Genomic DNA, 24,625 nt, shown 5'->3' on the forward strand with positions numbered 1-24,625 from the left:
CCTGTTCCACGACCTGGTGCCAGCTAAGATCCTCACTTCTAAGCAAGCTCTTCAGAATACCCCTACGCACAACCAACTCTTGTGGGTTGAACTTAAATGAAGGCGAGGTAGGCTTAAATTACCCTTTCCCAAAGTTGAAAGTATTTAAGCCGTAAAAAGTGCAGCTCGCAGTAATTTGCTATTCTGCCGCTACTGTTGGTAATAGACTCGGGGTTTGAGGAATAAAGAAATTAGATTAGTACATTTACTTTTAGGTAATGCTCTTTACTATGAAGACCAGCAGAATAATTAGGTGACAAGGCAATCCTTCTTTTCCAGATTGGTCGAAATTTCCTGAAGTTCCCTATCCGTTAAATTCTGCCAGCTATTTATATATTCTTTCCTGTTAACTACCAGATTTACATTTAAAGCAGGTTCTAAAAGTTCAAAAGTAGCCATTAGAACAGAAAAGGGTCTATAGCCTGTTATTTGTACAGTTCTTCCTCTATAGGTAATTAATATAGTGGGAAATCTTGATATTCCTTTTATCTTAACCAATTCCAGATTTTGGCGAAAGAGATGGGAAGAGTCATCAGAAAATAGGGAGTCTCGAAATCTTTTTTTGTTTAGCAGGTTTTTTTCTTCAAGTTCCCCTGCAATGTCCATAATCACATCAATGTTACCTATATTCTTCTTATAGATCATTACTGCTTCCCTTAGTTTCCGGAGCATGGCTTCCCCGGCAATCGAAGAATGTTGTTCGGCTGCTTTTACTGCCATACAAGAAAGATAAGAAGTATCCACAGGATTTTTCACCCACATATGTTCATCAATAGGTTGACCCGAAAGATGTTTGGCTTCAACCCAGAGTGGGCCCATTTGAGAAGGTTTGCTAATGTTATTCAGGTGGTCAGAGAAATGTTCCCAATCCCTTAGGAGCCCTCCCATAACATACCTTATTTTTAAGCGATCCTTAAGCAGGTAACGCAGTTTTCGCATTTGTGGTTCCAATCCCCAACTCCAACAACACAATGGATCTGTATAATACTCAAGATAAAATTTGTCCATATATTTTCTAGCCAAAACCGGAATAAATCCGGCTTTTCATTTTTTGGTATTTAGTACTTGCTCCACTGCATTTCTCCCTTGTCCGGTAAAGCTTTTTCAATTTCCTTTACCTTCTTTTTACTTAGTTCTTTATTTTTTTTATCTACCTCTTTTTGGGTTCTGGAAGAGGTCTGTTCCCCGTCTACCATCCCCTTGGTCCTCTTTACATGTTCAATAGGGTCAGAAATATATTCCCAGGTTTCTCCCAGTTCCGGACTTTTTCCTTCGTTCCATGGTCCACGAACATCTTCTCCATTTGAAAGATTAAAATATTTGTTACTGTAACGTGGATCACTTTGCAGAACTCCCGGAGGGAAGTTTGGCTCTATGGTTTCCAGAGCCGCCTGGAACATTTGGAAATGTGCCACTTCCCTGGTCATAAGAAATCTTAAAGTTTCTTTTACATGAGGATCATTGGTGTGCTGTAAAAGGTATTCATATACTATTTTTGCACGGGATTCTGCCGCTATATTGGACCGAAGATCTACAGTTAGATCTCCGTTGGCAGTTACGTAAGCCGAAGTCCAGGGATTTCCATTACTATCAGTTAAAGTTGGTCCACCTCCGGAAAGATTAAAAAACTGTGGATTCACCATTGCCTGGTGAATAAACTCCTCTTTTGAAGCCGTTCCTTGCATAAGAGGCATAATTTCCGATTCGTCTGCGGCATCTTTAAGACTTCCATGTACCCCTTTTAATAGCATTTGAATAGTTGCTCCTACAATTTCCAGATGGCTAAATTCCTCTGTAGCAATATCCATTAGAAGATCATACTTGTCCGGATGTACCTTCTTAGCGGCAAAGGCCTGAGTAAAGTATTGAAGAGCAGCTTTTAATTCTCCGTTAGCACCCCCGAACTGTTCTAGAAGAAGAGTGGCAAAGGCAGGATCTGGTTTTGAAACTCTGGCGTTAAATTGTAATTCCTTCACGTGATAAAACATAATAAATTGGTCTTAATGGGTTAATAAATTTAATAACTAGGGGGATGATAACTAAGGACGGGTCAGTATTCAAGATAAAAAGAGCAAAGAAAAATGTCCGTTAATTAAACACTAAAGTAATGTTATCCTTTTCACAACCTCTATGAATGATTTCTGATGCTCCACCAAAAGATCCTAATTTTTCCCTATTACACCATTCTCACCACCAGCCTTCCACATCTGTAGAAATTATATTCTTTCTCTCAGTTCTTTTCCTGATAACCGGAACCTTCTCTAAGGTTTACTGTGCGGTTAAAAATTAAATTATCCGTCCTACTTTCTTTGTCTGGAACAAAATAGCCAGTACGCAGGAACTGTAAATGCTCTCCTGATTGTACTTCTCTTACGGCTGGTTCAACAAAGGCATTTATTACTCGGAGGGATTCAAAATTAATGGAAGTAGTGAAATCTTTATCTGTATTAGGTGAAGCGGAAGTAAATAGATGTTCATACAACCTAACTTCTGCCGGAACTGCATGTTTTACTGAAACCCAATGTAAAGTACCCTTTACCTTGCGTTTTGATTCAGGTGTGCCACTGCCACTCCGGCTTAAAGGGTCGTACGTACAGTATACTTCCAAAATTTTATCCTGACTAACTTTAACTACTCCTTCTGCCCTTATAATATATCCTCCTTTTAATCTCACCTCACGGCCCGGGGCTAAACCATAAAACTTACGGGAAGGATTTTCCTGAAAATCCTTTTCTTCAATATAAATTTCCCTTGAAAAAGGTGTTGTTCCTCTGAGAAAAGGAACTCCCGTATCTGAACCTGAATGGATTTGAAGATCCTCCTCCTTTCCTACTAAATAGTTTGTAATAACTAACTTTACCGGATTTAATACAGCCATAACCCTGGGGGCTATTTTGTTTAAATCTTCTCTAACAAAAAACTCAAGTAAAGAAATTTCCGCGACTCCTTCCCGTTTTGTAACACCGGTTTCCTTTATAAAGTTTTTAATGGCAGCAGGAGTATAACCCCGCCTCCGCATTCCACTAAGGGTTGGCATCCGTGGATCGTCCCAGGATGCCACTACTCCATTTTCTATGAGTTGCGCTAGTTTTCTTTTACTCAATACAGTATGACTTAAATTTAGCCGGGGGAATTCCCGTTGCTTCGGCTTCCTCACTCCTTCTATCCCTGGAATTTTGTCCAAAAACCAATTGTACAATTCTCTATGAGGGTTGAATTCCAGAGTGGCAAAAGAGTGACTTATTTTTTCTATGAAATCACACTGACCGTGCGCCCAATCATACATTGGATAAATTTTCCATGTAGAACCTGTACGGTGGTGGTCCTTCTTTAACATCCGGTACATTACCGGGTCCCTCATTAGCATATTTTCAGCAGCCATATCAATTTTCGCTCTTAAGACATGACTTCCCTCTAATACTTCCCCATTTTTCATTTTACAGAATAGTTCAAGGTTTTCCTGAACAGTTCTTGTTCTGAATGGACTATTTATTCCTGGTGATGTTGGAGTTCCTTTTTGTTCTGCCATAATAGCAGAAGGTTGACTATCTACATAAGCATAGCCATTCTTTATCAATTCTACCGCCCAGTCATAAAGCTGCTGGAAGTAATCAGATGCAAAAGTTTCTTTTGACCAATGAAATCCGAGCCATTTAATATCTTTTTCAATGGAAAGGACGAATTCTTTTTCTTCACGTAATGGATTGGTATCATCAAAACGTAAAAAAACTGGAGCATTATACTTCCTTCCAAGGCTGAAGTTTATAAATATGGATTTAGCATGTCCTATATGCAGATATCCGTTTGGTTCCGGCGGAAATCTGAATTTTAGCTCTCCAATTTGATATCCCTCCGTTAAATCTTCTTCAACTATTTTGGCTATAAAATTTTCTGGTTCTTTTTTCATGTTTGCAAAAAATTTATGGAATAGGAGGCCGAAGAACTGCTAAAAGTAAAAGAAAAGCAGCTTGAAAATAAATTTCTACCTCTATTCCTCAACAATCACATTATTCCAGCTAAAGCCTTCACTTTTCAGTAAGCTTTTTAATATCCTTCTCCTCTCATTCAACTTTTTAGAATCAAATTCATTCAAATAAGATGGTACATCCTGCTCATTTAACTGCTTTCCGATGTTTGGCAGACTCCGGGAAAAATTTTTATCCAGGTTTTGAAGAAAATTGGAAATGGCGGCGCGAAGCAAACCAATCTCCTCCTGTAAATTTTCTCCTTTATTTGAATTGATTATTATAGACAAGGCTTCATCTAACCTCGAAATATTAATAGAAAAACAATCTTTTTCTTCAGAGCGACTATAGTAATGAACAACGGGATAAGCCTGATGGCTCACAGAATGTTGATCCACTAATTCCTGAAGCGTATGAACTTGCTGATAGCTATAGGAAGAGTCTAAGGAGAGTAATTTATTTGCAATAATTTCGGGTTGGTTTCCAAGATTATTTATACTTTTTGCCAAAGTTCTTTTTCTTACTACAGCAGATGAAACAGAAAGGAAGTAAGTCATTGAGCTGGTGAAAAAAATAAACCCAAAGAAAGAAAAACAACTAGTAACTACTTCAAAAAAAGGTGAAACAGGCTTAAAATTTCCCATTCCCAGAGTAGAAAGTACATACCCGGTAAAATAGAGCCGTTCCCAGTTATACGCAGCTCTCCCGCTACTGTTGGTTATAGCCTCGGGGTTTGAAGAATAAACCAAAAAAAGGCCTAGCCAAATAAGGAGAAGCCACACAAAGAGTATCATAAGATTAACAAATAGGCCATGATAATCATAAGCCTTCCTCCCGAAAGTCGAGGCACCAAACTGAATTATTCTATCAGATAAGATTGCCACATTTTCAGAAATAAAACCACCTCCGCTAGCGGAAAGGGTGGTGTAAAAGAAATCATGTATAGCTAATAATAGTATAATGAATCCAAGGATTAGTAAGGTTTCTGACATTTTACTTGATTATAATAATTTAATTAAAACTTAAGGTTTTGCCTTTTGATATAATCCATTGATAAAAAACAAAATTTATCTTGAAAGCCTACAAAAAAAAGAATTATTTGGTGTGACTTCCTTCGCTCCTCTGGAATTAATGTGAACTTTAGGATCGCAGAAGACTTCTTCTGCGATCCACCACCCCAATTCCACAATAACCAAAGAAATAAGAATTAAAAACCATATTCGTCTATTTGTTGTTCTCTCTCTTTTCGATTTCATAGTTCTTACTGAGATTCTTCAATGGGTTATTTAAAGAAGAAATTTTCTTGCTATTCATTTTTTTTAATTTTAATAGCAGTTATTCTTTATCATTACTTAAACTCCTGTAATTACCTAAAGCTTTACAGCTCTCAAACGAAGGGCGTTTGCTATCACTGATACAGAACTCAGGCTCATAGCCAAAGCGGCAATCATAGGTGAAAGCAGGATTCCAAAAAATGGGTACAGCAGTCCTGCTGCAATTGGAATACCCAGGGTATTGTATATCAGCGCGAAAAAAAGATTTTGCTTAATATTCTTCATAACCTTTTGACTCAAAATTTTAGCCTTGGCAATGCCTTTTAAATCCCCTTTCACTAGAGTAATTCCTGCACTTTCAATAGCAACATCTGTCCCGGTACCCATCGCTATTCCAATATCAGCCTGAGCTAAAGCAGGAGCATCATTTATTCCGTCGCCTGCCATAGCGACTTTTTTACCTTCCATCTGTAAGCGCTCTACTTCTTTCAATTTGTCCTCCGGAAGCATTTGTGCTTTAAAACCGTCCAGATTTAAAGTTTCACTAACAGCTTTGGCTGTATCTTCATTGTCTCCGGTTAACATAAAAACTTCCATCCCCAGATCATGAAGCTCTTTGATCGCCTCTTTACTTGAAGCTTTGATCTTATCTGATATGACTACAAATCCGATAATGCCGTTTTCTTCTGCTATATAAGAAACGGTTTTTCCTAATTGTTGTTCTGCTTTTACCTGTTCACGAAGTTCTTCAGAAATTTGAGCGTTTTCCTGCTCCATTAATCTATCATTTCCTAAAGCTATTTTCTTCCCGTTTAATTCTGCGGTAACCCCTTTTCCTGTAACCGCATTAAAATTAGAAACTGATTTTATTTCTATTTCCTTTTCTTCACCGTAACGCACAGTTGCCTCAGCCAAAGGATGTTCGCTACTGCTATTAACCGAGGCTATCTTCTGAAGGATATCTTTTTCGGAAAATTTGGATGATGCAGAAATTACCTTTTCTACCGAAGGTTTTCCTTCAGTGACAGTTCCTGTCTTATCTATTATTACCACATCAACCTTATTGAACCTTTCGAGTGATTCGGCATTTTTAATAAGAACCCCCGATTGTGCACCTTTCCCCACTCCTACCATGATAGACATTGGTGTAGCCAGGCCTAGGGCACAGGGACAGGCAATGATCAATACTGCAATGGCATTAACCAGCGCAAAAACGTATGAAGGTTCAGGACCAAAAATTGCCCAGATAATAAAGGTTAAAACAGACACTGCCACTACCACCGGTACAAAATAACCTGAAATCCTGTCAGCGAGTTTTTGAATTGGTGCCCGGGACCTGCTCGCAGCATTTACCATTTCAATAATTTGAGAAAGGAGGGTTTCTGATCCTACTTTTTCAGCCACCATAATGAAGGTTTTGTTTCCATTTATAGTTCCAGAGCTTACTTTATCACCTACCTCCTTGTCCACCGGAATAGGTTCCCCTGTTATCATGGATTCGTCAATATTGCTTTCCCCTTCCTTGATACTTCCGTCTACAGGAATTTTCTCTCCCGGTTTTACCCGAAGCAGATCTCCCTTATTGATATCGTCTATCATCACCACCTGCTCTTTTCCATCGACTATACGGGTGGCTTTGTTAGGCGCGAGTTTTAAAAGTTCTTTAATAGCTGAATTTGTCTTTCCATGGGCTCGTGCTTCCAGCAACTGCCCCAGCAGCACAAGGGTGAGGATAATAGTCGCCACTTCATAATAGACAAAGACAGTACCCAGTTCTGTTTTAAATTGAGCAGGAAGAACATCGGGAAACAGCATAGCTGCCACACTAAAAAGCCAGGCTACCCCTGCACCTATCCCTATTAGCGTAAACATATTCAAGTTCCATGTTTTTATAGATCTATAAGCTCGTTCAAAAAACATCCAGGTGGAATAAAAAACAACAGGAATAGATAGCCCTAACTGAACCCAGTTCCAGTACTCCCAATCCATTACCTCCAACAGGGGATTATCTGAAAACATTTCTTCAGACATCGCTATTATTAGAATAGGAATGGTGAAGGCAGTAGCAATCCAGAACTTCTGCAGCAGTTTCTTGTAGGTCTTGTCATCTTCTTCCACACCTCCTTCCATAGGCACGAGGTCCATTCCGCAGATTGGGCACGAACCCATTTCATCCTCTACTATTTCAGGATGCATGGGACAGGTAAATCGCTGAGGCATCTTTTGCGAGGAGGGTGCTTCCACAAGATCCATCCCGCACACAGGGCAGTCCCCAGGTTTGTCGTAGGTTTTTTCCCCCTCACAGTGCATAGGACAATAAAAGGTTCCAGATCCTCCCGTCGTTTTTTCTGTACCTTTTTTAGACGGTTTATTAGGTTTCTCTCCCGGCATAGTAATGGAATAAGCTCCACCATCATCTTCCAGTTTTTTCTGAAAAGTTTTAAGTGGAATATGTTTGTCCATCTCTATCACCGCCTCTTCCTTTTCCAGGTTTACCGATGCATTAGTGACCCCTTCTACTTCGCTCAAAGCTTTTTCCACATGACTTCTGCAACCGCTGCAGGTCATTCCATGAACGGCATAAGTGTGCTTCATCTTTTTTTCACTGCTATGTCCTTCTGAAGGTTGAGAAATTCTGTAATTCGAATCTTTTAAAGCCTCCTGGAATTTAGCAATTTCTATATGGCGTTCCATTTCTATAGTAGCTTCAGCCTTTTCAAGATTTACCGAGGCCTTTGTGACTCCTTCTACTTCATTTAAGGTTTTTTCGACATGGCTACGGCAACCATTGCAGGTCATCCCGTGAACAGCATAGGTATGCGTCATATTTGTGTGTGAACCACCTTCTTCCTCATTAGGTAGAGCAATTGAATAGCTTCCTTTCGTTTTTTCCAGTGCCTGTTGTAATTTTGCCACGGGCACATGCTGCTTCATCTCAATTACTGCCTGTTCATCCTTAAGGTTTACTTCAACATTAGAGACACCTTCAACTCCCTGCAAAGCTTTCTCCACCGTACTTCGGCAACCATTGGATGTCATTCCCGATATTGTATAAGAATGTTTCATCATTTTTTCCAGCCCAGGCTCCTCTGGCGCCGGGGCAATAGTATATTTTGATCCTTTCAAAGCCTCCTGAAATTCACCAAATTTAATATGGTGTTCCATTTCTATAGTAGCTTCAGCTTTTTGTAGATTTACCGAAACTTTTGTGACTCCCTCTACTTCCTTTAAATTTTTTTCTACATGACTTCGGCAGCCGTTGCAGGTCATTCCTGTTATTTTATATTTATGAGTCATTGAATAATGTATTTAATTAAAATAATTTACCCTACCATACTGTTAAAGTAGAATTTGTATTTACTCATGAGAATGCATATCAGCTTCCCCTTCATCAAACTTGTTTTTCAGAAAGAAAAATTCAGCAAGAAAAATTAGAATAATAGAAGGAACCGCGACATAAATTATAAATACGTCAGTTTGAGATTTTACAACCAGGAAGGCAAGAAGTACAACAACATCAAGAATAATTGCTGTAATCAAAATGGATGATTTTGCTTTTACTTCCCTTCTCAAGTATCTCAACACCCCCACATGAACGATTATATCCATGACCAGGTAAAAAATAGCACCCAAAGAAGCAATTCGGCTTAGGTCAAAGAATATGGTCAAGATAATTGCAATTACTACTATATATACCAACATATGCCTTTGGATAGTTCCAGACATTCCAAGATGGCTATGGGGGATTAAATGCATATCTGTAAGCATTCCTGTCATTCGGGAAACTGCAAAAATACTTGCTATCACCCCGGAAACCGTTGCTATAATAGCAATCCCAACGGTAAAGATCAAACCAAAATCCCCGAACAGGGGCCGGGCAGCTTCCGCAAGAGAGTAATCTTTTGCTTCTATTATTTGAGGAATAGAAAGATTAGATCCTACAGCCAGAGCTACTAAAAAATAGATTACCACACAAATTGATAAAGAAATTACTATAGCCCGACTAACGTTTTTGTGAGGCTTTTCAATTTCACTCCCGCTATTGGTTATAGTAGTAAAACCTTTATATGCCAAAATAGATAAGGCAAGTGCAGCAACATAATCAACAATGCTGTTCTTTGGATCTTCAGAAGGAACAGCCGCATCCAGATCCACCCCAGAAGCCCATAGAGCTCCAGCTGCAAAAATAATTAAACCTCCAATTTTTAAAGCTGCCATATAAAGGGAGATTTTTCCTATCGCTTTATTACCAAGAATATTTACAACAAAGGCTATTATAAGTAATCCTACCCCTAAGGCTGGAACCCAGAAGCTTCTTTCACCAGCATCAAATAGCTGCAAGGTGTAACTTCCAAAGGTCCTGGCTACCAGACTTTCATTAATAATCATAGAAAAGGCCATTAGCAAAGATGCCGCAGCTGTAATAGTTCCTTTGCCATAAGCCTTTTGCAAGTACATAGCTATCCCTCCTGCTGAAGGATAAGCGTTAGACATTTTGATATAAGAGTAGGCGCTAAAACCAGAAATAATTCCTCCCAGAATAAAAGCATAGGCAAAATATTCTCCGGAGAGTTCAGCTACCTGCCCAAGGAGCGCAAAAATCCCTGCACCAATCATTACACCTGTACCCATTGCCACCGCACCGGTAAGGGAAAGGCTGTTCTTTTTATATTTAGACATATAATTTTTTAGAAAAAATCATCAATTAAACTATTAGTGTTAATTTCAAAAAGCAGAAAATTCCCGGCTTTCATTTATTAGCTGAATTCCATTCTAAGCTGTACCTGAACTTCCTTATTCTTAATCAGAACCAAAAAAAGTGGTTTCATTGAAATCCTGCTGGTTGTAAAAATTCCCTTGCGTATAACTGGTTTCTTCCTTTTGTTTTGAGGAAAAAATTAGAAGAGTCTCCTTTTCATCTTCAATAGCGAGACTTTTTACGTTTTTATAAGTGGGTAATGTTTTTAGTTTTTCAAAACTTACTTGTTCCTGAACAACAATTTTTTGTTCCTGTTGATTTAGTTCTGCTCTTCCTATGGGAATTAAGACATCCTTATCCTCTTTTACATTTATCTCTAAACCCACAACAAGGTATCTTATTCTTTTCTGAGTTTTGTCGAACAAAAAATCCTTCATCTTTCCCACTCTTGCTCCAGTAGTATCAACTACCTGCCATCCATAAATCTGGGAAAAATGATCATCAATTTTGTAGTCACTGTTCTTAAGCTCTTCCAAATGCTCAAGTGGTGCAGAAATTTCATTAGGATCTCTTGAGGTACTTCTTTTTATATCCTGACCAACCTCATCATACTTCCACTTCTGTATCATTATTCTGTGTCTCGTCATAATTTAAATTTATTTTGATTTAACTAGCCCCCCTCTACACTACCCGCACCAGAGTACCGGTTTTTTCGTTATCAAGCGAAGCGTCAAAACATATATCACATTCTGTTGCACACCCTACAAGAATTTTAAGTAAATCCTTGTTGGTCTTTCCTGTTTCCATAATATTAAGGTTCAATGCTTCTCTCCTAAATTAGCCATAAGAGAAAATAAATACCATAAAAATTATAGGAAAATCATTCATTTTTAATGAATGATGAAAATTTTAATATTTCAAATTCCAATCATTACACCTGTTCCCATTGCCACCGCGCCTGTAAGGGAAAGGCTATTCTTTTTATATTCAGACATATAATTCTTCAGAAAAAATTTTCAATAAACTTATCAGTATAAACTACAAAAAGCCCGGAATGCCGGACTTTTTAATTTTTACAGCATTGCTTTTGATTAAGCCGCAAACTCTCTACAGGCTTCTGCACACTTCTGGCAGATTTTCATGCACGGCAGGCATTCCTGCTCATGATTTGTATGATTTCCACATACCTCTGCACATTCATCACAAATGTCGGCACATGCTTTAGCAAGATGTTTGGCGTGAGATGAATTCGACGCGACAAAACTGAGTGTCGCATAACAAATTTTAGCGCAATCCCGGCATAATCTCACGACACGTGCAAGAGCATCGGTTTTTTCATTGTCAAGTGAAGCGTCAAAACACGTATCACATTCTGTTGCACATTCGGCAAGAATTTGAAGTAAATCCTTGTTTGTTTTTCCTGTTTCCATAATATTTATTTTATGATTTACTCCTAAATTAGCCATAAGAGCAGATATATTCCATAAAAATTATGGGAAAAACGTTCATTTTTAATGAATTATGAAAATTTTAGCATTTCATATAGTATCCAGATCTATATCCCTTTTGCACCTTTTATGCCTGTAATCTGTAGGACTTAAACCGGTTATTTTTTTAAACTGGGTAGACAAATAAGTTGCACTGCTGTAACCCGTTTCCCTGGCAATTTCTGAAATATTTAGTTCATTATATTCAAGCAACTCTTTTGTACGTTCTATTTTTATTTGATTCTGAAAGTCTTGTATAGTCTTACCTTCTATAGCTGTAAAAATCCGAGTAAGATGGCTATAATCACACAATAAAGTGTCCCGTAAAACTTTGGATAATTTTCCGCTGCCATAGTTTTCCTCTTTATAAATACGTGCTATAATAATTGATTTTGTCCTGTTCACCAGCCGCTCATTTTTATCGAAAAGAACCTCAAAACCAACTCTAAGGAATTCTTTCTGAATGGCAGACAATTCCTTTAAATTAAGAGGTCTTTCCAATACCGCCTGCCCTAAGGATACTTCCTGATACGGAATTTTTAATCCTTCCAATATTTCCCTGACACTACTCTTGCACCGTTGACAAACCACGTTTTTTATATAAAGTACTTTTTCTTCCATATTTGTAATTTCTATTACTATTGAACTTAATTCCACTCCATACTACAGGAACGGTTTTAGGGTAAAGTTGCCATTGTTAAAACAAAAGCTTCATACCTGTTTTAAGCTCTTACTCAATTAAAACTCTGAATGGAATGGTAATTTTGGCATTTTCCCAGGATAAAGATATAGTTCCTTGATCCTCACCTTCTTTTTTCACATCATACTCTAGTGCTTCCTGTGTTTCCGCCAATTCTTCAGGTGTGACATCCATACTAAGTACGTTCTCGCTCTCATCATATTCATCCTTTCCATGCTGATCCCAGCGGGAATTGAACATGACTTTCCAATTTTCTTTTCCGGGAACTGTAAAAAAAGCATACTTTCCGGCAGGCAATATTTTATCACCAATTACCAAATCCTTATTGGTTTCTATCCACGTGGCTTTGTGAGCTCCGGCCTGCCAAACAGTGTTGAAGCCTACTAGTCCACCAAAAATTACCCTGTCACGCACGCGTGGTGAAGAATAATCTATATGAATATGAGCCCCATCAATTATGGCCATCGTACTGGTATGCGGACTTAATACCTCTTTGTTTTGTGTTGTCACCTTTTCGGCCTGGTGGTTTTCATGTTGCGCCTGCATTCCACTTGTGGATAATAACACGAGTAGCACGTAAAAAATGTATTCTGTGGTTTTCATGGAAAATTGTGTGTTTAATTAATTGTTTTTATTAATGCTTACGCTAACATTTTCAGTTTGGATATCAGAGAAAAATTCTAGCTTTCCTGCTTCATATAGGGAGTCCAAATCACGTAACGGTGTGGAAAGGTCGTCGGTTTTGTAGTTTTGGTAATCTACAAACCTTATTCCTTCTACTAATCTTGGATTTACAGCTTTCCTGAACCTTATCCCCCCGTCATTGGTGAAAAACCTGTAGGCTAAATAATCTACCGTGAAATTTTCCTTGTGGATCCAGTATAAGAATTCATCCTCAAAATCTGTCCCTCCACCTTCCTTTCGAAAGGTGACTTTAACTTCGTAATAGGTATCCCCTTCCACCTCATCTTCCCCCAACAGTTCTTTGTTGGCCGCAGGAGAATTAAGCACAAAAGGCACCTGGACAAAATAGTGGACCGAGTTTACCCCATCACTTATCCGGGTAACCATGGAATCTGGAACAGTGACAGCTTTACTGTTTACAAAACGTTTCAGACCCTCATTGTCCAGAACATCATGTGTGGTATTACCGGTGGAATCCTTTACAATACGCTCTAACCGGAAGATGTCCCCATTGCGTTTGCTCTTATATCTCCTGTTCCTAAAAGTGAAATCGATTTCAGCACTTTCATAGTTCCTGCCTCCCGAGGCCTCTATACTTTTCTCTATAACTTTCTCGCCTTCTGATTTCTCTTCGGAAGTGCCACAAGAGAGCGATAGTACTGAAACCAGTATTGCAGTTATGACTTTATTTTTGTGACACAAGGTCTTCATTTTAATTTCTCCCATTTTAAAGTATTTAAGTTGGATCCTAATAAATATCACTAGATAACGATGGGCTTTTCTTAATTTTAGCGCTGTTTTTTTTGAGCAATAATTATAATTTTTATTTGTTGCTGAAAAGTCTTTATAAAAACCCTGCACCTGAAATATCAACTAACCAATTAAACAAACAATTTTCCAGGCACAGGGCTGAGGGGTAATTTTCTTTCACCTTACTTCCTTGGCCAAAGAATCCATCCAGGCAATGAATTTTTTCTTCTCCTTATCCGAGAGTTTCGCATCCCAATGGACCAGGGTATAGGAAGAAAGTGGCATTTCTCCATCTTCCACCTGGCTGCTTATTGAGCGTAATTTGCTGCTTTGCCGCCGGGAGGAATACTCACCAAATTCACTAAAATTCAATTCTTCTTTACCTTCCTCAATATGATCATTCAAATACCAGGTAAACGGCTGGATCTTATTATACCAGGGATAATTGGTGTTGTTGCTATGGCAGTCATAACAGGAGGTTTGCAGGATTTTATTAATGTTTTCCGGCACCTCGTAAATTACCGTAAAATCTGATTTAGGTATATAATCATCCTGATTGAGTTTAGTGGGAATAAACTGTATTCCCACAAACGCAATCAATAAAGCCAAGCCGATGATCTTGAGAAATTTCATTTTATTAAATTTCTTTCTGGACCTTTCCACAGGTAAGCATACTTTGCCCAAAATAAGGGTTTCTTATTTCTTCACTGGTACTCAACCAGATTGCACCTTTGTTGTCATTATACATGGGGCAAAACTGTTGGTAAAGTGTCCCGGGAGAACCTGTTATTTCCAATAAATCTACCATGTCAACACTCAAAATATCAAAATGCTCCCTTTGATGGGCCATATCGCTCATAGTAATATGTTCGGCATGTTCTTTGGCATCTTCAATAATTTCCGTCAATTCTTGTTGCTGCCCTTCTTCATATTCACTCATATCAAAGCCTTCAAAAGATGTTACCAGGTCTTCACCGGCTTTTGCTGCATCTTCGGTATTATCGGCTACAAGCGCATCCTTTAATTCCAAATAGTCACTAACAATACGTGCGGTTTGTGAATCCTGATTTTCACTGCCAGACATATCTTCTGAAGTTTGTGATCTTTCTTCCATCATATCTGAACTCCCGTTCATATTATCATGGTTCATTTCTGAATGATCTACATTATCTTCTTCATTCTGATTTTTACAGGATACTGCTGTAAAACTTGTAAATACTAACATTGCAATTCCTAAGTTTACTTTTAGATTCTTCATTTTTAATTGTTTTTAACTGTTATTAATTACTACTTATTTTCACTAAAATCTTATGCTAAGTCCACCCCCGGCACCAAACCGGTTGTCATAGCTTCCCATGATGGAAAAGTTTTTTGCCAGGAAATATTCGGCACCCACGGTGAGGACTTCTTCTTTTTCAAAGTTTTCTCCTTCAGAAAGATCATTCACCCATCCAAAGTCGGCCTGGAATTCATATTCTGCAAAGACTGCGATCCTGCGGAAGACTAGAATTTCCCTGCTCAGACTCAATTGAGGCCTCAGTTTGTTGTCCAGGCGCACATCAAAATTGAACATGTAGGGGGTAAAATATCGTATCCCTGCTATGGCGGTTGTAGCAATTTCATCCAGGCTATTGGCACCTTCGTTTTCCACATTTATCCCACCAAAAACCCGAAACCAGTCGTTTAAATAGCGTTCATACGTAAATTCTGCCTCCATGTTTTGGTTCCAGCCATATTCCCCGGTTAGGGTGAACTGGTTCCTTATGTTCGAGGATACCACAGTAAGTCCGGTCATATGTGAGGCCACATCGGCAATGCCCCAGGTAAAGTAGTGATTGCTCGTATTGGTTAGAATCTTGAGGGGATGATCTTCCAGGCGCTCATCCCTGGGGGTGTCATAGCTAAAAATACGTGCCATACCAGAATCCAAATGGTACAGAATATGACAATGAAAGAACCAGTCTCCATATTCATTGGCATCAAATTCAATCACTACTTTTTGCATAGGTGCCACATTCACCGTATGTTTTAACGGGGAATATTCCCCGTGTTCATTTATGACCCTGAAAAAATGCCCATGTAAATGCATGGGATGGTGCATCATTGTAAGGTTGTTGAGGGTTATACGGGTTACCTCTCCCTGTTTTATTCTTATTTTATCACCTTCAGACAAAGGGACACCGTTTAAACTCCAAATATAACGTTCCATATTACCGGTTAAATTCAGGAGGATCTCCTTAACTGGTTTATCTTCAGAAAAATCTGTTTCTACAGGAGCTTTCAGGTAATCATAGTTATATTCTGAAAACATGCCACCTTGCATGCCCATTTCGTGATCCATTTCTACTTTACCTTTTTCAACCATACCGGCTTTTATCATCTCTTTCCCATCCATATTTCCATGATCCATCATCATTGTGTCGGTGGATTTTTTCATTTCATCCATCTCATGAACATTTTGGTTCATTTCTTCGTGATCCATCTCCATTTTACCGTGTTCCATACCTTCCATTCCGTTCATCTGCATACCGTATTTTTCTGCCGTTTCGTACGGTGTTTCTTTATCTGGATTGAATTTCATTGCAGGGGCTCCCATTCTCATATCCATGGCAGCCATTTGTTTCATCATCCCAATTAAATCTGGTTTGGGCACACTGGGTGCAGTTAAAACTTGCCCCTGACCAAGAAATGCCGAGGTTTGGCCGGTACCGTCCTGTGCACTAGCCCTAACTTCCAGTTTTCCGCTCTCGGGAATGGTAACAATAAAGTCATAGGTTTCAGCTACGGCAATAAACGTGTTGTTTTTTTGTACTGGCACCACATCAAGCCCGTCTGCAGCAACAAGTATAGGATCGTCTTCTCCACCAAAAGTCAGCCAAAACTGAGTGGAGGCAGCTGCATTAATGAATCTTAATCTTACTCTTTCCCCCGGTTTAAATTCAGGATATTCCCGGCTCTCGGCTCCGTTAGTAATGAAAGCAGGATAATACACATCTGAAACATCCATTCCTTCCATTCGCTGTTTCCAAAAATTCAGCTGAGCCCCCAAAGCTCCCCGTGCGATCACCCTGTTAAGAGGAGTAACAGTATTTTTCTTTATCCCATACCACTCATTGCCTCGTTTTAATGTTTTTAAAACATTTTTTGGTTTTTCGAAAGTCCAGTCTGCCAGGACCAGGACCAGGTCTGAGTCGTAATCAAGATCCTCCTCAGGGTCTTCAATTACAATTGAACCATATACTCCATTTTGTTCCTGTAGTGCGGTGTGGGAATGGTACCAGTAAGTTCCTGCTTGCTTTAAAGAAAATTCATACGTAAAAGTTTCTCCCGGTTCTATAGGAGGAGTTGTGAGATAGGGAACACCGTCAAAAAAATTGGGAAGTAACAGGCCGTGCCAATGCACTGAGGTTTCTACATCCATTTCATTTTTAACGTGAATTACAGCATACTCCCCTTGTGTAAACCTTAAGGTAGGGCCGGGAATACTGCCGTTAATGGTCATCCCCATTTTCTCCTTTCCCCCTATTTTCACTTCCTCCTGATCTATGGTAATGTTGTATTCCCTTACCGGTAGATTATTAACATTTCCTTCAACAGATTGTTGTTGTTGCTGCTGGGGATACATTCCCCATGTAATTCCTATAAATCCAATTAAAACATAAAAATTCTTCATAGCTTTCGTTTTTTCTAAAATACTACTTTTAATCTTTGTCATTAACCCTTTCCACCTGTTTAAAAATTTTTTTAAGCTAGTTGACCACTATGCAAGCGCAAGCCATAAAGAGATAAATACTGCTGCCAGAAAAAGACCTGAAATAATGAGAAAAGCATATAACTTATCTTTTTTAGTTACTTTGGAACCCTCAGATTTTCTTTTTTTCTTTTGTTCCCTCCTGAACTTCCTATCCCCTTTCATAAATTTTTCAATTTTTGAGCTAATCTATTGTTGTTTTGTGCCTGCCAATGGGTTGGAGAATTTGTAGGGAGCTCCAACCCATTCCTGCAGGACTTTAGTTAACTATTTTTTATCAAATTACCACATCATAATCTTTCATTACCCAGGTAGTAAAGGAGTATTCTTTTAGATTTTTAAACAATAGCTATCTGGTATTACTTTCATTTAAAATGTTGACTATTAATTTATTGTTTCACTAACTTCTCCACATCGCAGCATTGAGGCACCGTAATACGGGTTTTCAACTTCAGAAGATTGGCTCAGCCAATCGGCTCCCCTGTCATTATTTGCCATTGGGCAATGCAACACATACATCGTTTCATTTGAAAGCTGAAAGGTTTTTACCAATCCTATAATGGTTTTAGATAGACCGATAAACGCGTTACGCATTTCAGAAATATCTTCCCCGGAAGAAATGTTCCTTGCGGCTATACCAAGTTCTTTTCTATAACTATCCCACACAGTTTTAGCATCTTTGTCTAAAGTGGAGGTTTGGACATTTTTGATAACTTCTTCCAAAGCAGTGGCATTTACTTTCGCCAACTGGGAATCATCTTTTACCAAAGCCTCTTTCAAACTTAAATACGCATTTGTAACCTTTGTAAGCTCCTTCTCTGCCTCTTCCTGAACAGTAACCGTAAGGGTATTGGGACTATTTTCTTCTTCCAAAGAAGGGTTCATCATACTTGGCCTGCCCGACAATTGAACTGCTGCATCAACCGTAAAGGCTCCATTGGAGACAATTTCTTCTCCCGGCTCCAACCCTTTTTCTACTATAAAGGAATTTCCCAGGGAAGGGCCTAAAGTGATTTCACGAAGTTGGAAGTTTGCTCCTCCATTTTCAACATCTTTTGCTTTTACATAAACAATAGATCGTTTCCCGGTCCATAACACTGCCGATTTTGGTATTACCAGTTCCTGGATATCTGGTCTTCCAAAAGAAGTGTTTGTTACTATTCCCGATGCGAACATTCCGGGTTTAAGCCTGCCCTCTTCATTATTAACTTCAACACGGGCAGTAGCTACGCGGGTTTGGGAATTAAGCAGGGGATCTACAAAACTAATGGTACCTTCAAATGTTTCCCCGGGAAAGGAATTGATGGTAAACTCTATCTCATTTCCTTCTTTTACTCCCGCAAGCTGTCCTTCATAAAGATCAAATAACACCCACACTTTAGACAAATCTGAAATCTCGTAAATTGGCATTCCCCGCTCTACATAATCTCCCAGGTCCACCATTTTTTCAGTCACAATTCCATTTACATCGGCTCTTATGGAGAAACGTTCCAGTGCATTACCACCACTCAGGATCTGCTCAATTTGTGCTTCCCCTATTTTCCAGTTTCTCAGTTTTTGTTTGGCGGCTTCAAATAATTCCGGCTGACTCTCCCTTATGCTTGCTGCCTGCAAAAGTTCTTCCTGCGCAGTAACAAGTTCAGGTGAATAAACAGTTGCCAGCGTTTGTCCCCGGTTTACACTTTCTCCTGTAAAGTTGATGGAAAGTTGCTCAATCCTGCCTGGAATATGGGTAGATTGGGAATAAGAATTTCTTTCGTCTACCTGTACTTTTCCATTTAGCCTTATTTCGCGGGACGCATCTCCCTGTCCTACAACCATCGTCTGGACATTGGCGAGTTTCATGGCATTTTCGCTCATTTCATAGCTCCCCAAATCATCGCCTGCTCCGGTTGTTTCCAGCGGAATAAGATCCATACCGCAAATAGGACAATCCCCGGGTTCATTTTGGCGAATTTGAGGGTGCATGGAGCAAGTCCATATCTGGTTGTCCCCAGCTTCGGAATGGGCGTGCTCGTCATCAACTAATCGGGCTGCATTATCGCCACCAAAAATCAGCCAACCTATAAGGAATCCGAGAACAAGGATTCCTACAATTTTTATTATATTTTTATATTTTGAGTTCATTTTATTCTGTTTTTGAAAATAAATATTCCAGTCTTGCTTCGGCACTAAAACCGTTCTTTAAAGCTTCAATTTTTTGAATCTCATACATCAAAATATCCTGGTTCATTTGCAGTATCTCATCAAAATCTATGATAGAATTACTAAACCCGGAAACCAACAACCTGTTCGCCTGATTTGAACTTTCCAGTTGCCGTTCATATAGACTCAAAAGTTTTACTGCACGGTCCAATTCATAGAGGGCCATTTCATAGCTGTTCCATAATTCATTTTTTTGAGCTTCCTGTTGTTGTATAATACTTGCTCCCATAAATTCCGCTTCCTTTCTGGCAGCTTTTATTTTTTTTCTGAAAATTGGCAGGGTTACCGAAACCATAGGCATGATAGCATCCTGCCCGTTCATTTCAGGATTGGCATCTGTACGTTTGGAAATAATGGAGTAATCCACTCCCAATCCTACCATGGGCAAACCTTCTTTTTGAGCCACCGTCTCCTGAATTTCGTAAGCAAGCCGTTGTTTTTCCAGAGCATTAACGGTAGGATGATTTTCAAAAAAATCATCGGTATCAACAATAGCCTCAAATTTTTGAAAAGTCAGTGTGTCCTGTACCACAATTACCTCCAGTGGTTCCCTTTCAAGCATCAGGTTAAACCGGGTTTGAAGTGGCTTTCTCTGGTCCTGCAGCAGCTCGATCTCTGTAATGGCAGCATCCCTTTGGATATCTACTTTTACAACATTGACCATCGGGGAATTCCCACTTCTGAAACCGCTTAAAGCGAGTTCCCGATAGGAATTTAAAATTTCCAGATTTTCTTCTTTTAGCTCAATAGTTTTTTCCAAGGCATATATCTCAGCGTAAACAGATTTTATATCAAGGAAAACTTCATTACGGAGATTTAGATAATTTTGAAAAGAAGCCTCTGCCATCAAGGTGGCAGCATCTTCTTTCGCTTTAAGTGTCCCAAACCATGGAAACATCTGCATCAGTGAAAACCGAGCTTCCTGTGCCCCTACCCTGGTTTCAATCATTCTTCCGAAGGCACTCATGGTCAAAGTAGGGTCGGGTAAACTTGCTACCTGCGGCGCCCTTTGCATGGCGGCTTCAAACTCGGCATAAGCTGACAATAGTCTCGGATTATTTTCTGCAGCCATTTGCAAATAATTATCCAGTGTTTGTGCCTTTGCCTGGTTATTGTAAATTCCGAAGATCAGCGCAAACAAAAAGACGATTTTATATTTTATTGATTTTTCCATTTCTAATATTCGTTAATTTCATCCGGCACCCGGGATTCAGGATAATTCTTCACCACAGATTCCCTCCAATATGCCTGTAGCACAGGTACCACGAAAATTGTCATAATTTGAATGATCATTCCGCCTACAATTGGAATTGCCATAGGTACCATTATATCGGCCCCTTTACCTGTAGATGTAAGGACCGGGAATAGCGCAATAATAGTAACCGCTGTGGTCATCATTGCCGGTCGAACCCTTTTTAACCCGGCTTCCATCACTGCACTACGCACGGCAGGAACTGTTTGCGGATTTCGTTTTTCAAATACCTGGTGAATATAGGTCCCCATTAACACTCCGTCATCTGTCGCTATCCCGAAGAGAGCTATAAAACCTACCCATACCGCAACACTTAAATTAATGGTGCCCATTTGGAACAGGTCCCGCATATTCACTCCGGAAACAGCAAAATCCATAAACCACGGCTGCCCATAAAGCCAAATCATAATAAATCCACCTGCAAAGGCCACAAAAACTCCGGAGAAATGAATGGTTGACGCAATAATGGTTTTAAACTGAAAGTACAAAAGCAGGAATATGATGATCAAACTTATAGGAATTACAATTGCCAAACGTTTCACTGCCCGCACCTGATTTTCATAATTCCCTGAAAATTTATAGCTCACTCCTGCAGGTACTGTCAATTCCCCTGAATCTATCTTATCCTGAATAAATGCCTGGGCATCGTTTACAACGTTTACCTCGGCAAAATCGGTACGTTTATCAAACAGCACGTATCCTACTAAAAAGGTTTCTTCACTTTTTATCATTTGGGGGCCGCGAGTGTATTTCAGTTCGGCAAGTTGTCCCAGTGGGATTTGTGCTCCGGCCGGAGTGGGCACCAGGATCCTTTCAATACTGGAAGGATCATCCCGAAGTTCCCTTGGATAACGCACACGTACAGGATAACGTTCCCTTCCTTCAACAGTAGTGGTAATTTCCATCCCGCCTATTGCCGTTTCAAGTGTTTGCTGAACATCTTCAATGCTAAGGCCATAACGGGCAATAGCATTACGGTCAATATCTATTTCTAAATAAGGTTTTCCCACTGTCCTGTCTGCAAAAACAGCTTCAGATTTAACCGATGGCACCTGCTTTAAAAGCTCTTCCAGTTCAATTCCAAAATCCTGAATTGTTTGCAGGTCAGGGCCATAAACTTTTATGCCCATAGGAGCACGCATCCCTGTTTGAAGCATCACCAGCCGTGTTTCAATGGGCTGTAATTTAGGAGCTGAAGTTACCCCGGGAAGATCCGACCTGCTTATGATCTCATTCCAGATGTCATCAGGGTTTTTGATATGTTCCCGCCAGTTACGATAATATTCCCCATCCTCATCTGCAATAAGGTCTTCTTTTAAAACTCCTCTATTAATTGCATCTTCATTGGACAAAGTATCTCCTGATCTCAGGATAAAGCGATTATCTTCGTCAACTTTAAAAGCCATTAGATCTCCATCTTCTGAAAGCAGGTACTCCGGTTTGTAATTGATTATGTTCTCATACATAGAAATAGGGGCCGGGTCCAAGGCACTTTCTATTCTTCCGAGTTTACCTACTGCAACATCTACCTCCGGAATGGCTGTAATGGCAATGTCCAGTCTTTGCAACGTCTCCTTAGAGGCTTCTACTCCTGCGTGAGGCATGGAAGTGGGCATCAGTAAAAAACTTCCTTCATTTAATGAAGGCATGAACTCCTTTCCAACCCCCGGAAAAGTATGCGCCATTGCATTCCATCCTGAAGTGGTGCGAATATTCCAGCCTATTCTATCAAACCCATTAGCTACAGGACTAAAGATTTTAGGAAATCCAAGCCATATCATAATCCCGATAAAAATGGTAATTACCGGAACCAAAAGAAAAGCCCCTTTGTTCCCCAAACACCAGCTTAAAATTGGCCGGTAAAATTTGACAATTCCCATAAGCACCAGCAGGGTAAAAGCCAGTAAAATAATCACGAAGAGATAGTTAGAAAACAAAGAATTTTGATGCCCCAGCGGAACCCATTCTTCCGTTAGGAAAAATAAAGTAACAGCCAGGATTATAAATAAAGTTATCTGGGTTGAATATTTTCCTAAAAATTGTGGATTTTTATCTTCCAGAAGCCGTAAAAGGCCGATAACCACCAATGCAAGGGGCAACCAGAAACTAAAGTAAAATGCGAGAAACAATCCTGCAACTATCAGGATAATGTTCCAAATTCTTACCATTCGCGCCTTTTGCAATCGTATATTAAAAGCAAAGTATGAAAGCATCGGGAGGATCATTATCCCTACAAGAAATGCTGCTGCAAGGGCAAATGTTTTGGTAAAAGCCAGCGGCCTGAACAATTTCCCTTCAGCATTTTCCATGAAAAAAACGGGAAGAAAACTTACAACAGTGGTTGCCAAAGCAGTAGTTACCGCAGGAGCAACCTCAACGGTTGCTTTATAAATAGTTGCGAGTAATTTTTCGTCTTTAATACCGGCATTCTTTTTCATTTCCAGATGCCGGATATTATTTTCAACAAATACAATCCCTACATCTACCATTACTCCAATTGCAATGGCGATTCCCGATAGCGCCACCACATTGGCATCTACCCCAAAATACCGCATGGCAATAAAGGTGATCAATACGCCTATGGGCAACAAGCTCGAAATAATAAGAGAAGCCCGTAAATTAAGAACCAGTACTATAATTACGATTATACTAATAAGCATTTCGTCGGAAAGGGCGCTTTCAAGTGTGCCCAGGGTCTCATTGATTAGCTCGGTCCTGTCGTAAAAAGGCACAATGGTAAGTTTACTTACAGTCCCATCTGCTAGTGTTTTTTGCGGAAGGCCTGGGGAGATCTCCCTAATCTTTTCTTTGGTGTTTTCTATTACCTGCAACGGATTGGAGCCATATCGGGCTACTACAACCCCACCTACAACTTCGGCACCGCCTTTATCCAGAATCCCACGACGTTCGGCAGGTCCCAGAGTAACCACCCCAAGATCTTTTATAAGCACCGGTGTATTATCTACCGCTGTTACTACAGAATTTTCTATGTCTTCTATAGATTCAATATAACCAAGCCCGCGAACAAGGTATTCCACCTTGTTAATTTCCAGGGTTTTTGCACCAATATCACGGTTGGAATTCTGCACCGCCATCATCACCTGGTCTATCCCAATATTGTACGCTTTTAGAGCATCTGGATCTACATCTATCTGGTATTCCTGAACAAAACCTCCTACTGAGGCTACTTCCGAAACACCGGCAGTTCCGCTTAGACCCAGTTTCACGTAATAATCCTGGATAGATCGAAGTTCATTCAGGTCCCAGCCTCCTGTAACATTGCCTTCAGGATCTCGACCTTCAAGTGTATACCAGAAAACCTGTCCTAATCCTGTGGCATCGGGCCCCAGGGTAGGTTGCACTCCCTGCGGAAGTAGATCGGAAGGAAGGGAATTCAATTTTTCCAGTACCCGAGTGCGGGACCAGTAGAATTCTACATCTTCTTCAAATATTATATAGACAATGGAAAATCCGAACATGGATGTACTTCGGATGGATTTTACCCCGGGAATTCCTAGTAAAGTAGAGGTCATAGGATATGTGATTTGATCCTCAATATCCTGTGGCGAGCGGCCCGGCCAATCGGTAAAAACGATTTGCTGATTTTCCCCAATATCGGGGATAGCATCTACCGGAACAGGATCGTTTGGCAGAAAGCCCAGATCCCAATTAAACGGAGCTGTCACAAGCCCCCAGCCTATCATGAAGATAAGCAGCAGGATAGTAACCAGCCGGTTGTAAAGAAAATATTTTATGAATTTATTGAACATTCTTAATCGTTATTTAATGAAGTTGATCCTTCGGGAAAAAGATGAGACT

General features: G+C 39.7%; 18 protein-coding genes. All 18 read right to left on the reverse strand.

Going from position 1 to position 24,625, the window contains the following annotated elements:
- Nucleotides 1-288 precede the first annotated feature (288 nt).
- The gene (locus HC175_RS07015) at nt 289-1,047 is read right to left on the reverse strand and encodes a DsbA family protein (RefSeq protein ID WP_168137779.1); all 759 of its coding nucleotides are present in this window, start codon (nt 1,045-1,047) and stop codon (nt 289-291) included.
- Between the two features lie 50 nt (nt 1,048-1,097).
- A complete protein-coding gene (locus tag HC175_RS07020) occupies nt 1,098-2,027 on the reverse strand; it encodes a manganese catalase family protein (protein WP_168137780.1) in 930 nt (309 codons plus the stop codon).
- Nucleotides 2,028-2,269: 242 nt separating this feature from the next.
- Complete coding sequence (locus tag HC175_RS07025) at nt 2,270-3,946, reverse strand: glutamine--tRNA ligase/YqeY domain fusion protein (RefSeq protein WP_168137781.1); 1,677 nt, start codon at nt 3,944-3,946, stop codon at nt 2,270-2,272.
- A gap of 81 nt (nt 3,947-4,027) precedes the next feature.
- Nucleotides 4,028-4,996, reverse strand: a complete 969-nt coding sequence (locus tag HC175_RS07030) for a hypothetical protein (protein ID WP_168137782.1) — start codon at nt 4,994-4,996, stop codon at nt 4,028-4,030.
- Between the two features lie 378 nt (nt 4,997-5,374).
- Nucleotides 5,375-8,575 carry a heavy metal translocating P-type ATPase gene (locus HC175_RS07035; protein WP_168137783.1) on the reverse strand — a complete coding sequence of 1,067 codons (3,201 nt, stop codon included), beginning with the start codon at nt 8,573-8,575 and terminating at the stop codon, nt 5,375-5,377.
- Between the two features lie 60 nt (nt 8,576-8,635).
- Nucleotides 8,636-9,958 carry an APC family permease gene (locus HC175_RS07040; RefSeq protein ID WP_168137784.1) on the reverse strand — a complete coding sequence of 441 codons (1,323 nt, stop codon included), beginning with the start codon at nt 9,956-9,958 and terminating at the stop codon, nt 8,636-8,638.
- 120 nt (nt 9,959-10,078) lie between these two features.
- Entirely contained in the window at nt 10,079-10,606 is a 528-nt protein-coding gene (locus HC175_RS07045) for a PRC-barrel domain-containing protein (protein ID WP_168137785.1), read from the reverse strand.
- A 52-nt stretch (nt 10,607-10,658) separates the two neighbouring features.
- A complete protein-coding gene (locus HC175_RS24610; RefSeq protein WP_262887222.1) occupies nt 10,659-10,784 on the reverse strand; it encodes a hypothetical protein in 126 nt (41 codons plus the stop codon).
- A gap of 284 nt (nt 10,785-11,068) precedes the next feature.
- On the reverse strand, nt 11,069-11,443 hold the full coding sequence (locus HC175_RS07050) for a four-helix bundle copper-binding protein (protein WP_209309945.1): 375 nt from the start codon (nt 11,441-11,443) through the stop codon (nt 11,069-11,071).
- A gap of 72 nt (nt 11,444-11,515) precedes the next feature.
- Entirely contained in the window at nt 11,516-12,016 is a 501-nt protein-coding gene (locus tag HC175_RS07055) for a helix-turn-helix domain-containing protein (RefSeq protein WP_235942545.1), read from the reverse strand.
- Between the two features lie 178 nt (nt 12,017-12,194).
- Nucleotides 12,195-12,767, reverse strand: coding sequence for a DUF2911 domain-containing protein (locus tag HC175_RS07060; RefSeq protein WP_168137788.1), 573 nt, complete (start codon nt 12,765-12,767; stop codon nt 12,195-12,197).
- An 18-nt stretch (nt 12,768-12,785) separates the two neighbouring features.
- Nucleotides 12,786-13,574 carry a DUF6503 family protein gene (locus HC175_RS07065; RefSeq protein WP_235942546.1) on the reverse strand — a complete coding sequence of 263 codons (789 nt, stop codon included), beginning with the start codon at nt 13,572-13,574 and terminating at the stop codon, nt 12,786-12,788.
- 201 nt (nt 13,575-13,775) lie between these two features.
- A complete protein-coding gene (locus HC175_RS07070; protein WP_168137789.1) occupies nt 13,776-14,231 on the reverse strand; it encodes a heme-binding domain-containing protein in 456 nt (151 codons plus the stop codon).
- A 4-nt stretch (nt 14,232-14,235) separates the two neighbouring features.
- Nucleotides 14,236-14,856, reverse strand: coding sequence for a DUF3347 domain-containing protein (locus HC175_RS07075; RefSeq protein ID WP_168137790.1), 621 nt, complete (start codon nt 14,854-14,856; stop codon nt 14,236-14,238).
- Between the two features lie 42 nt (nt 14,857-14,898).
- Nucleotides 14,899-17,271: a multicopper oxidase domain-containing protein gene (locus tag HC175_RS07080; RefSeq protein WP_168137791.1), complete on the reverse strand. Its 2,373-nt coding sequence runs from the start codon at nt 17,269-17,271 to the stop codon at nt 14,899-14,901.
- A gap of 462 nt (nt 17,272-17,733) precedes the next feature.
- Entirely contained in the window at nt 17,734-19,476 is a 1,743-nt protein-coding gene (locus tag HC175_RS07085) for an efflux RND transporter periplasmic adaptor subunit (RefSeq protein WP_168137792.1), read from the reverse strand.
- A gap of 1 nt (nt 19,477) precedes the next feature.
- Nucleotides 19,478-20,728: a TolC family protein gene (locus HC175_RS07090; protein ID WP_168137793.1), complete on the reverse strand. Its 1,251-nt coding sequence runs from the start codon at nt 20,726-20,728 to the stop codon at nt 19,478-19,480.
- A 2-nt stretch (nt 20,729-20,730) separates the two neighbouring features.
- Nucleotides 20,731-24,576: an efflux RND transporter permease subunit gene (locus tag HC175_RS07095; RefSeq protein ID WP_168137794.1), complete on the reverse strand. Its 3,846-nt coding sequence runs from the start codon at nt 24,574-24,576 to the stop codon at nt 20,731-20,733.
- Between the last annotated feature and the right edge of the window lie 49 nt (nt 24,577-24,625).

It is taken from the genome of Salinimicrobium oceani, from assembly GCF_012037645.1.

Bases quoted from the DNA above. Each gene is read 5' to 3' on its own strand.
- HC175_RS07090 (WP_168137793.1), bottom strand. From the start codon at position 20,728: ATGGAAAAATCAATAAAATATAAAATCGTCTTTTTGTTTGCGCTGATC.
- HC175_RS07040 (WP_168137784.1), bottom strand. From the start codon at position 9,958: ATGTCTAAATATAAAAAGAACAGCCTTTCCCTTACCGGTGCGGTGGCA.
- HC175_RS24610 (WP_262887222.1), bottom strand. From the start codon at position 10,784: ATGGAAACAGGAAAGACCAACAAGGATTTACTTAAAATTCTTGTAGGG.
- HC175_RS07065 (WP_235942546.1), bottom strand. From the start codon at position 13,574: ATGGGAGAAATTAAAATGAAGACCTTGTGTCACAAAAATAAAGTCATA.
- HC175_RS07050 (WP_209309945.1), bottom strand. From the start codon at position 11,443: ATGGCTAATTTAGGAGTAAATCATAAAATAAATATTATGGAAACAGGA.
- HC175_RS07080 (WP_168137791.1), bottom strand. From the start codon at position 17,271: ATGAAGAATTTTTATGTTTTAATTGGATTTATAGGAATTACATGGGGA.
- HC175_RS07070 (WP_168137789.1), bottom strand. From the start codon at position 14,231: ATGAAATTTCTCAAGATCATCGGCTTGGCTTTATTGATTGCGTTTGTG.
- HC175_RS07020 (WP_168137780.1), bottom strand. From the start codon at position 2,027: ATGTTTTATCACGTGAAGGAATTACAATTTAACGCCAGAGTTTCAAAA.
- HC175_RS07085 (WP_168137792.1), bottom strand. From the start codon at position 19,476: ATGAACTCAAAATATAAAAATATAATAAAAATTGTAGGAATCCTTGTT.
- HC175_RS07015 (WP_168137779.1), bottom strand. From the start codon at position 1,047: ATGGACAAATTTTATCTTGAGTATTATACAGATCCATTGTGTTGTTGG.
- HC175_RS07075 (WP_168137790.1), bottom strand. From the start codon at position 14,856: ATGAAGAATCTAAAAGTAAACTTAGGAATTGCAATGTTAGTATTTACA.
- HC175_RS07030 (WP_168137782.1), bottom strand. From the start codon at position 4,996: ATGTCAGAAACCTTACTAATCCTTGGATTCATTATACTATTATTAGCT.
- HC175_RS07035 (WP_168137783.1), bottom strand. From the start codon at position 8,575: ATGACTCATAAATATAAAATAACAGGAATGACCTGCAACGGCTGCCGA.
- HC175_RS07045 (WP_168137785.1), bottom strand. From the start codon at position 10,606: ATGATACAGAAGTGGAAGTATGATGAGGTTGGTCAGGATATAAAAAGA.
- HC175_RS07025 (WP_168137781.1), bottom strand. From the start codon at position 3,946: ATGAAAAAAGAACCAGAAAATTTTATAGCCAAAATAGTTGAAGAAGAT.
- HC175_RS07095 (WP_168137794.1), bottom strand. From the start codon at position 24,576: ATGTTCAATAAATTCATAAAATATTTTCTTTACAACCGGCTGGTTACT.
- HC175_RS07060 (WP_168137788.1), bottom strand. From the start codon at position 12,767: ATGAAAACCACAGAATACATTTTTTACGTGCTACTCGTGTTATTATCC.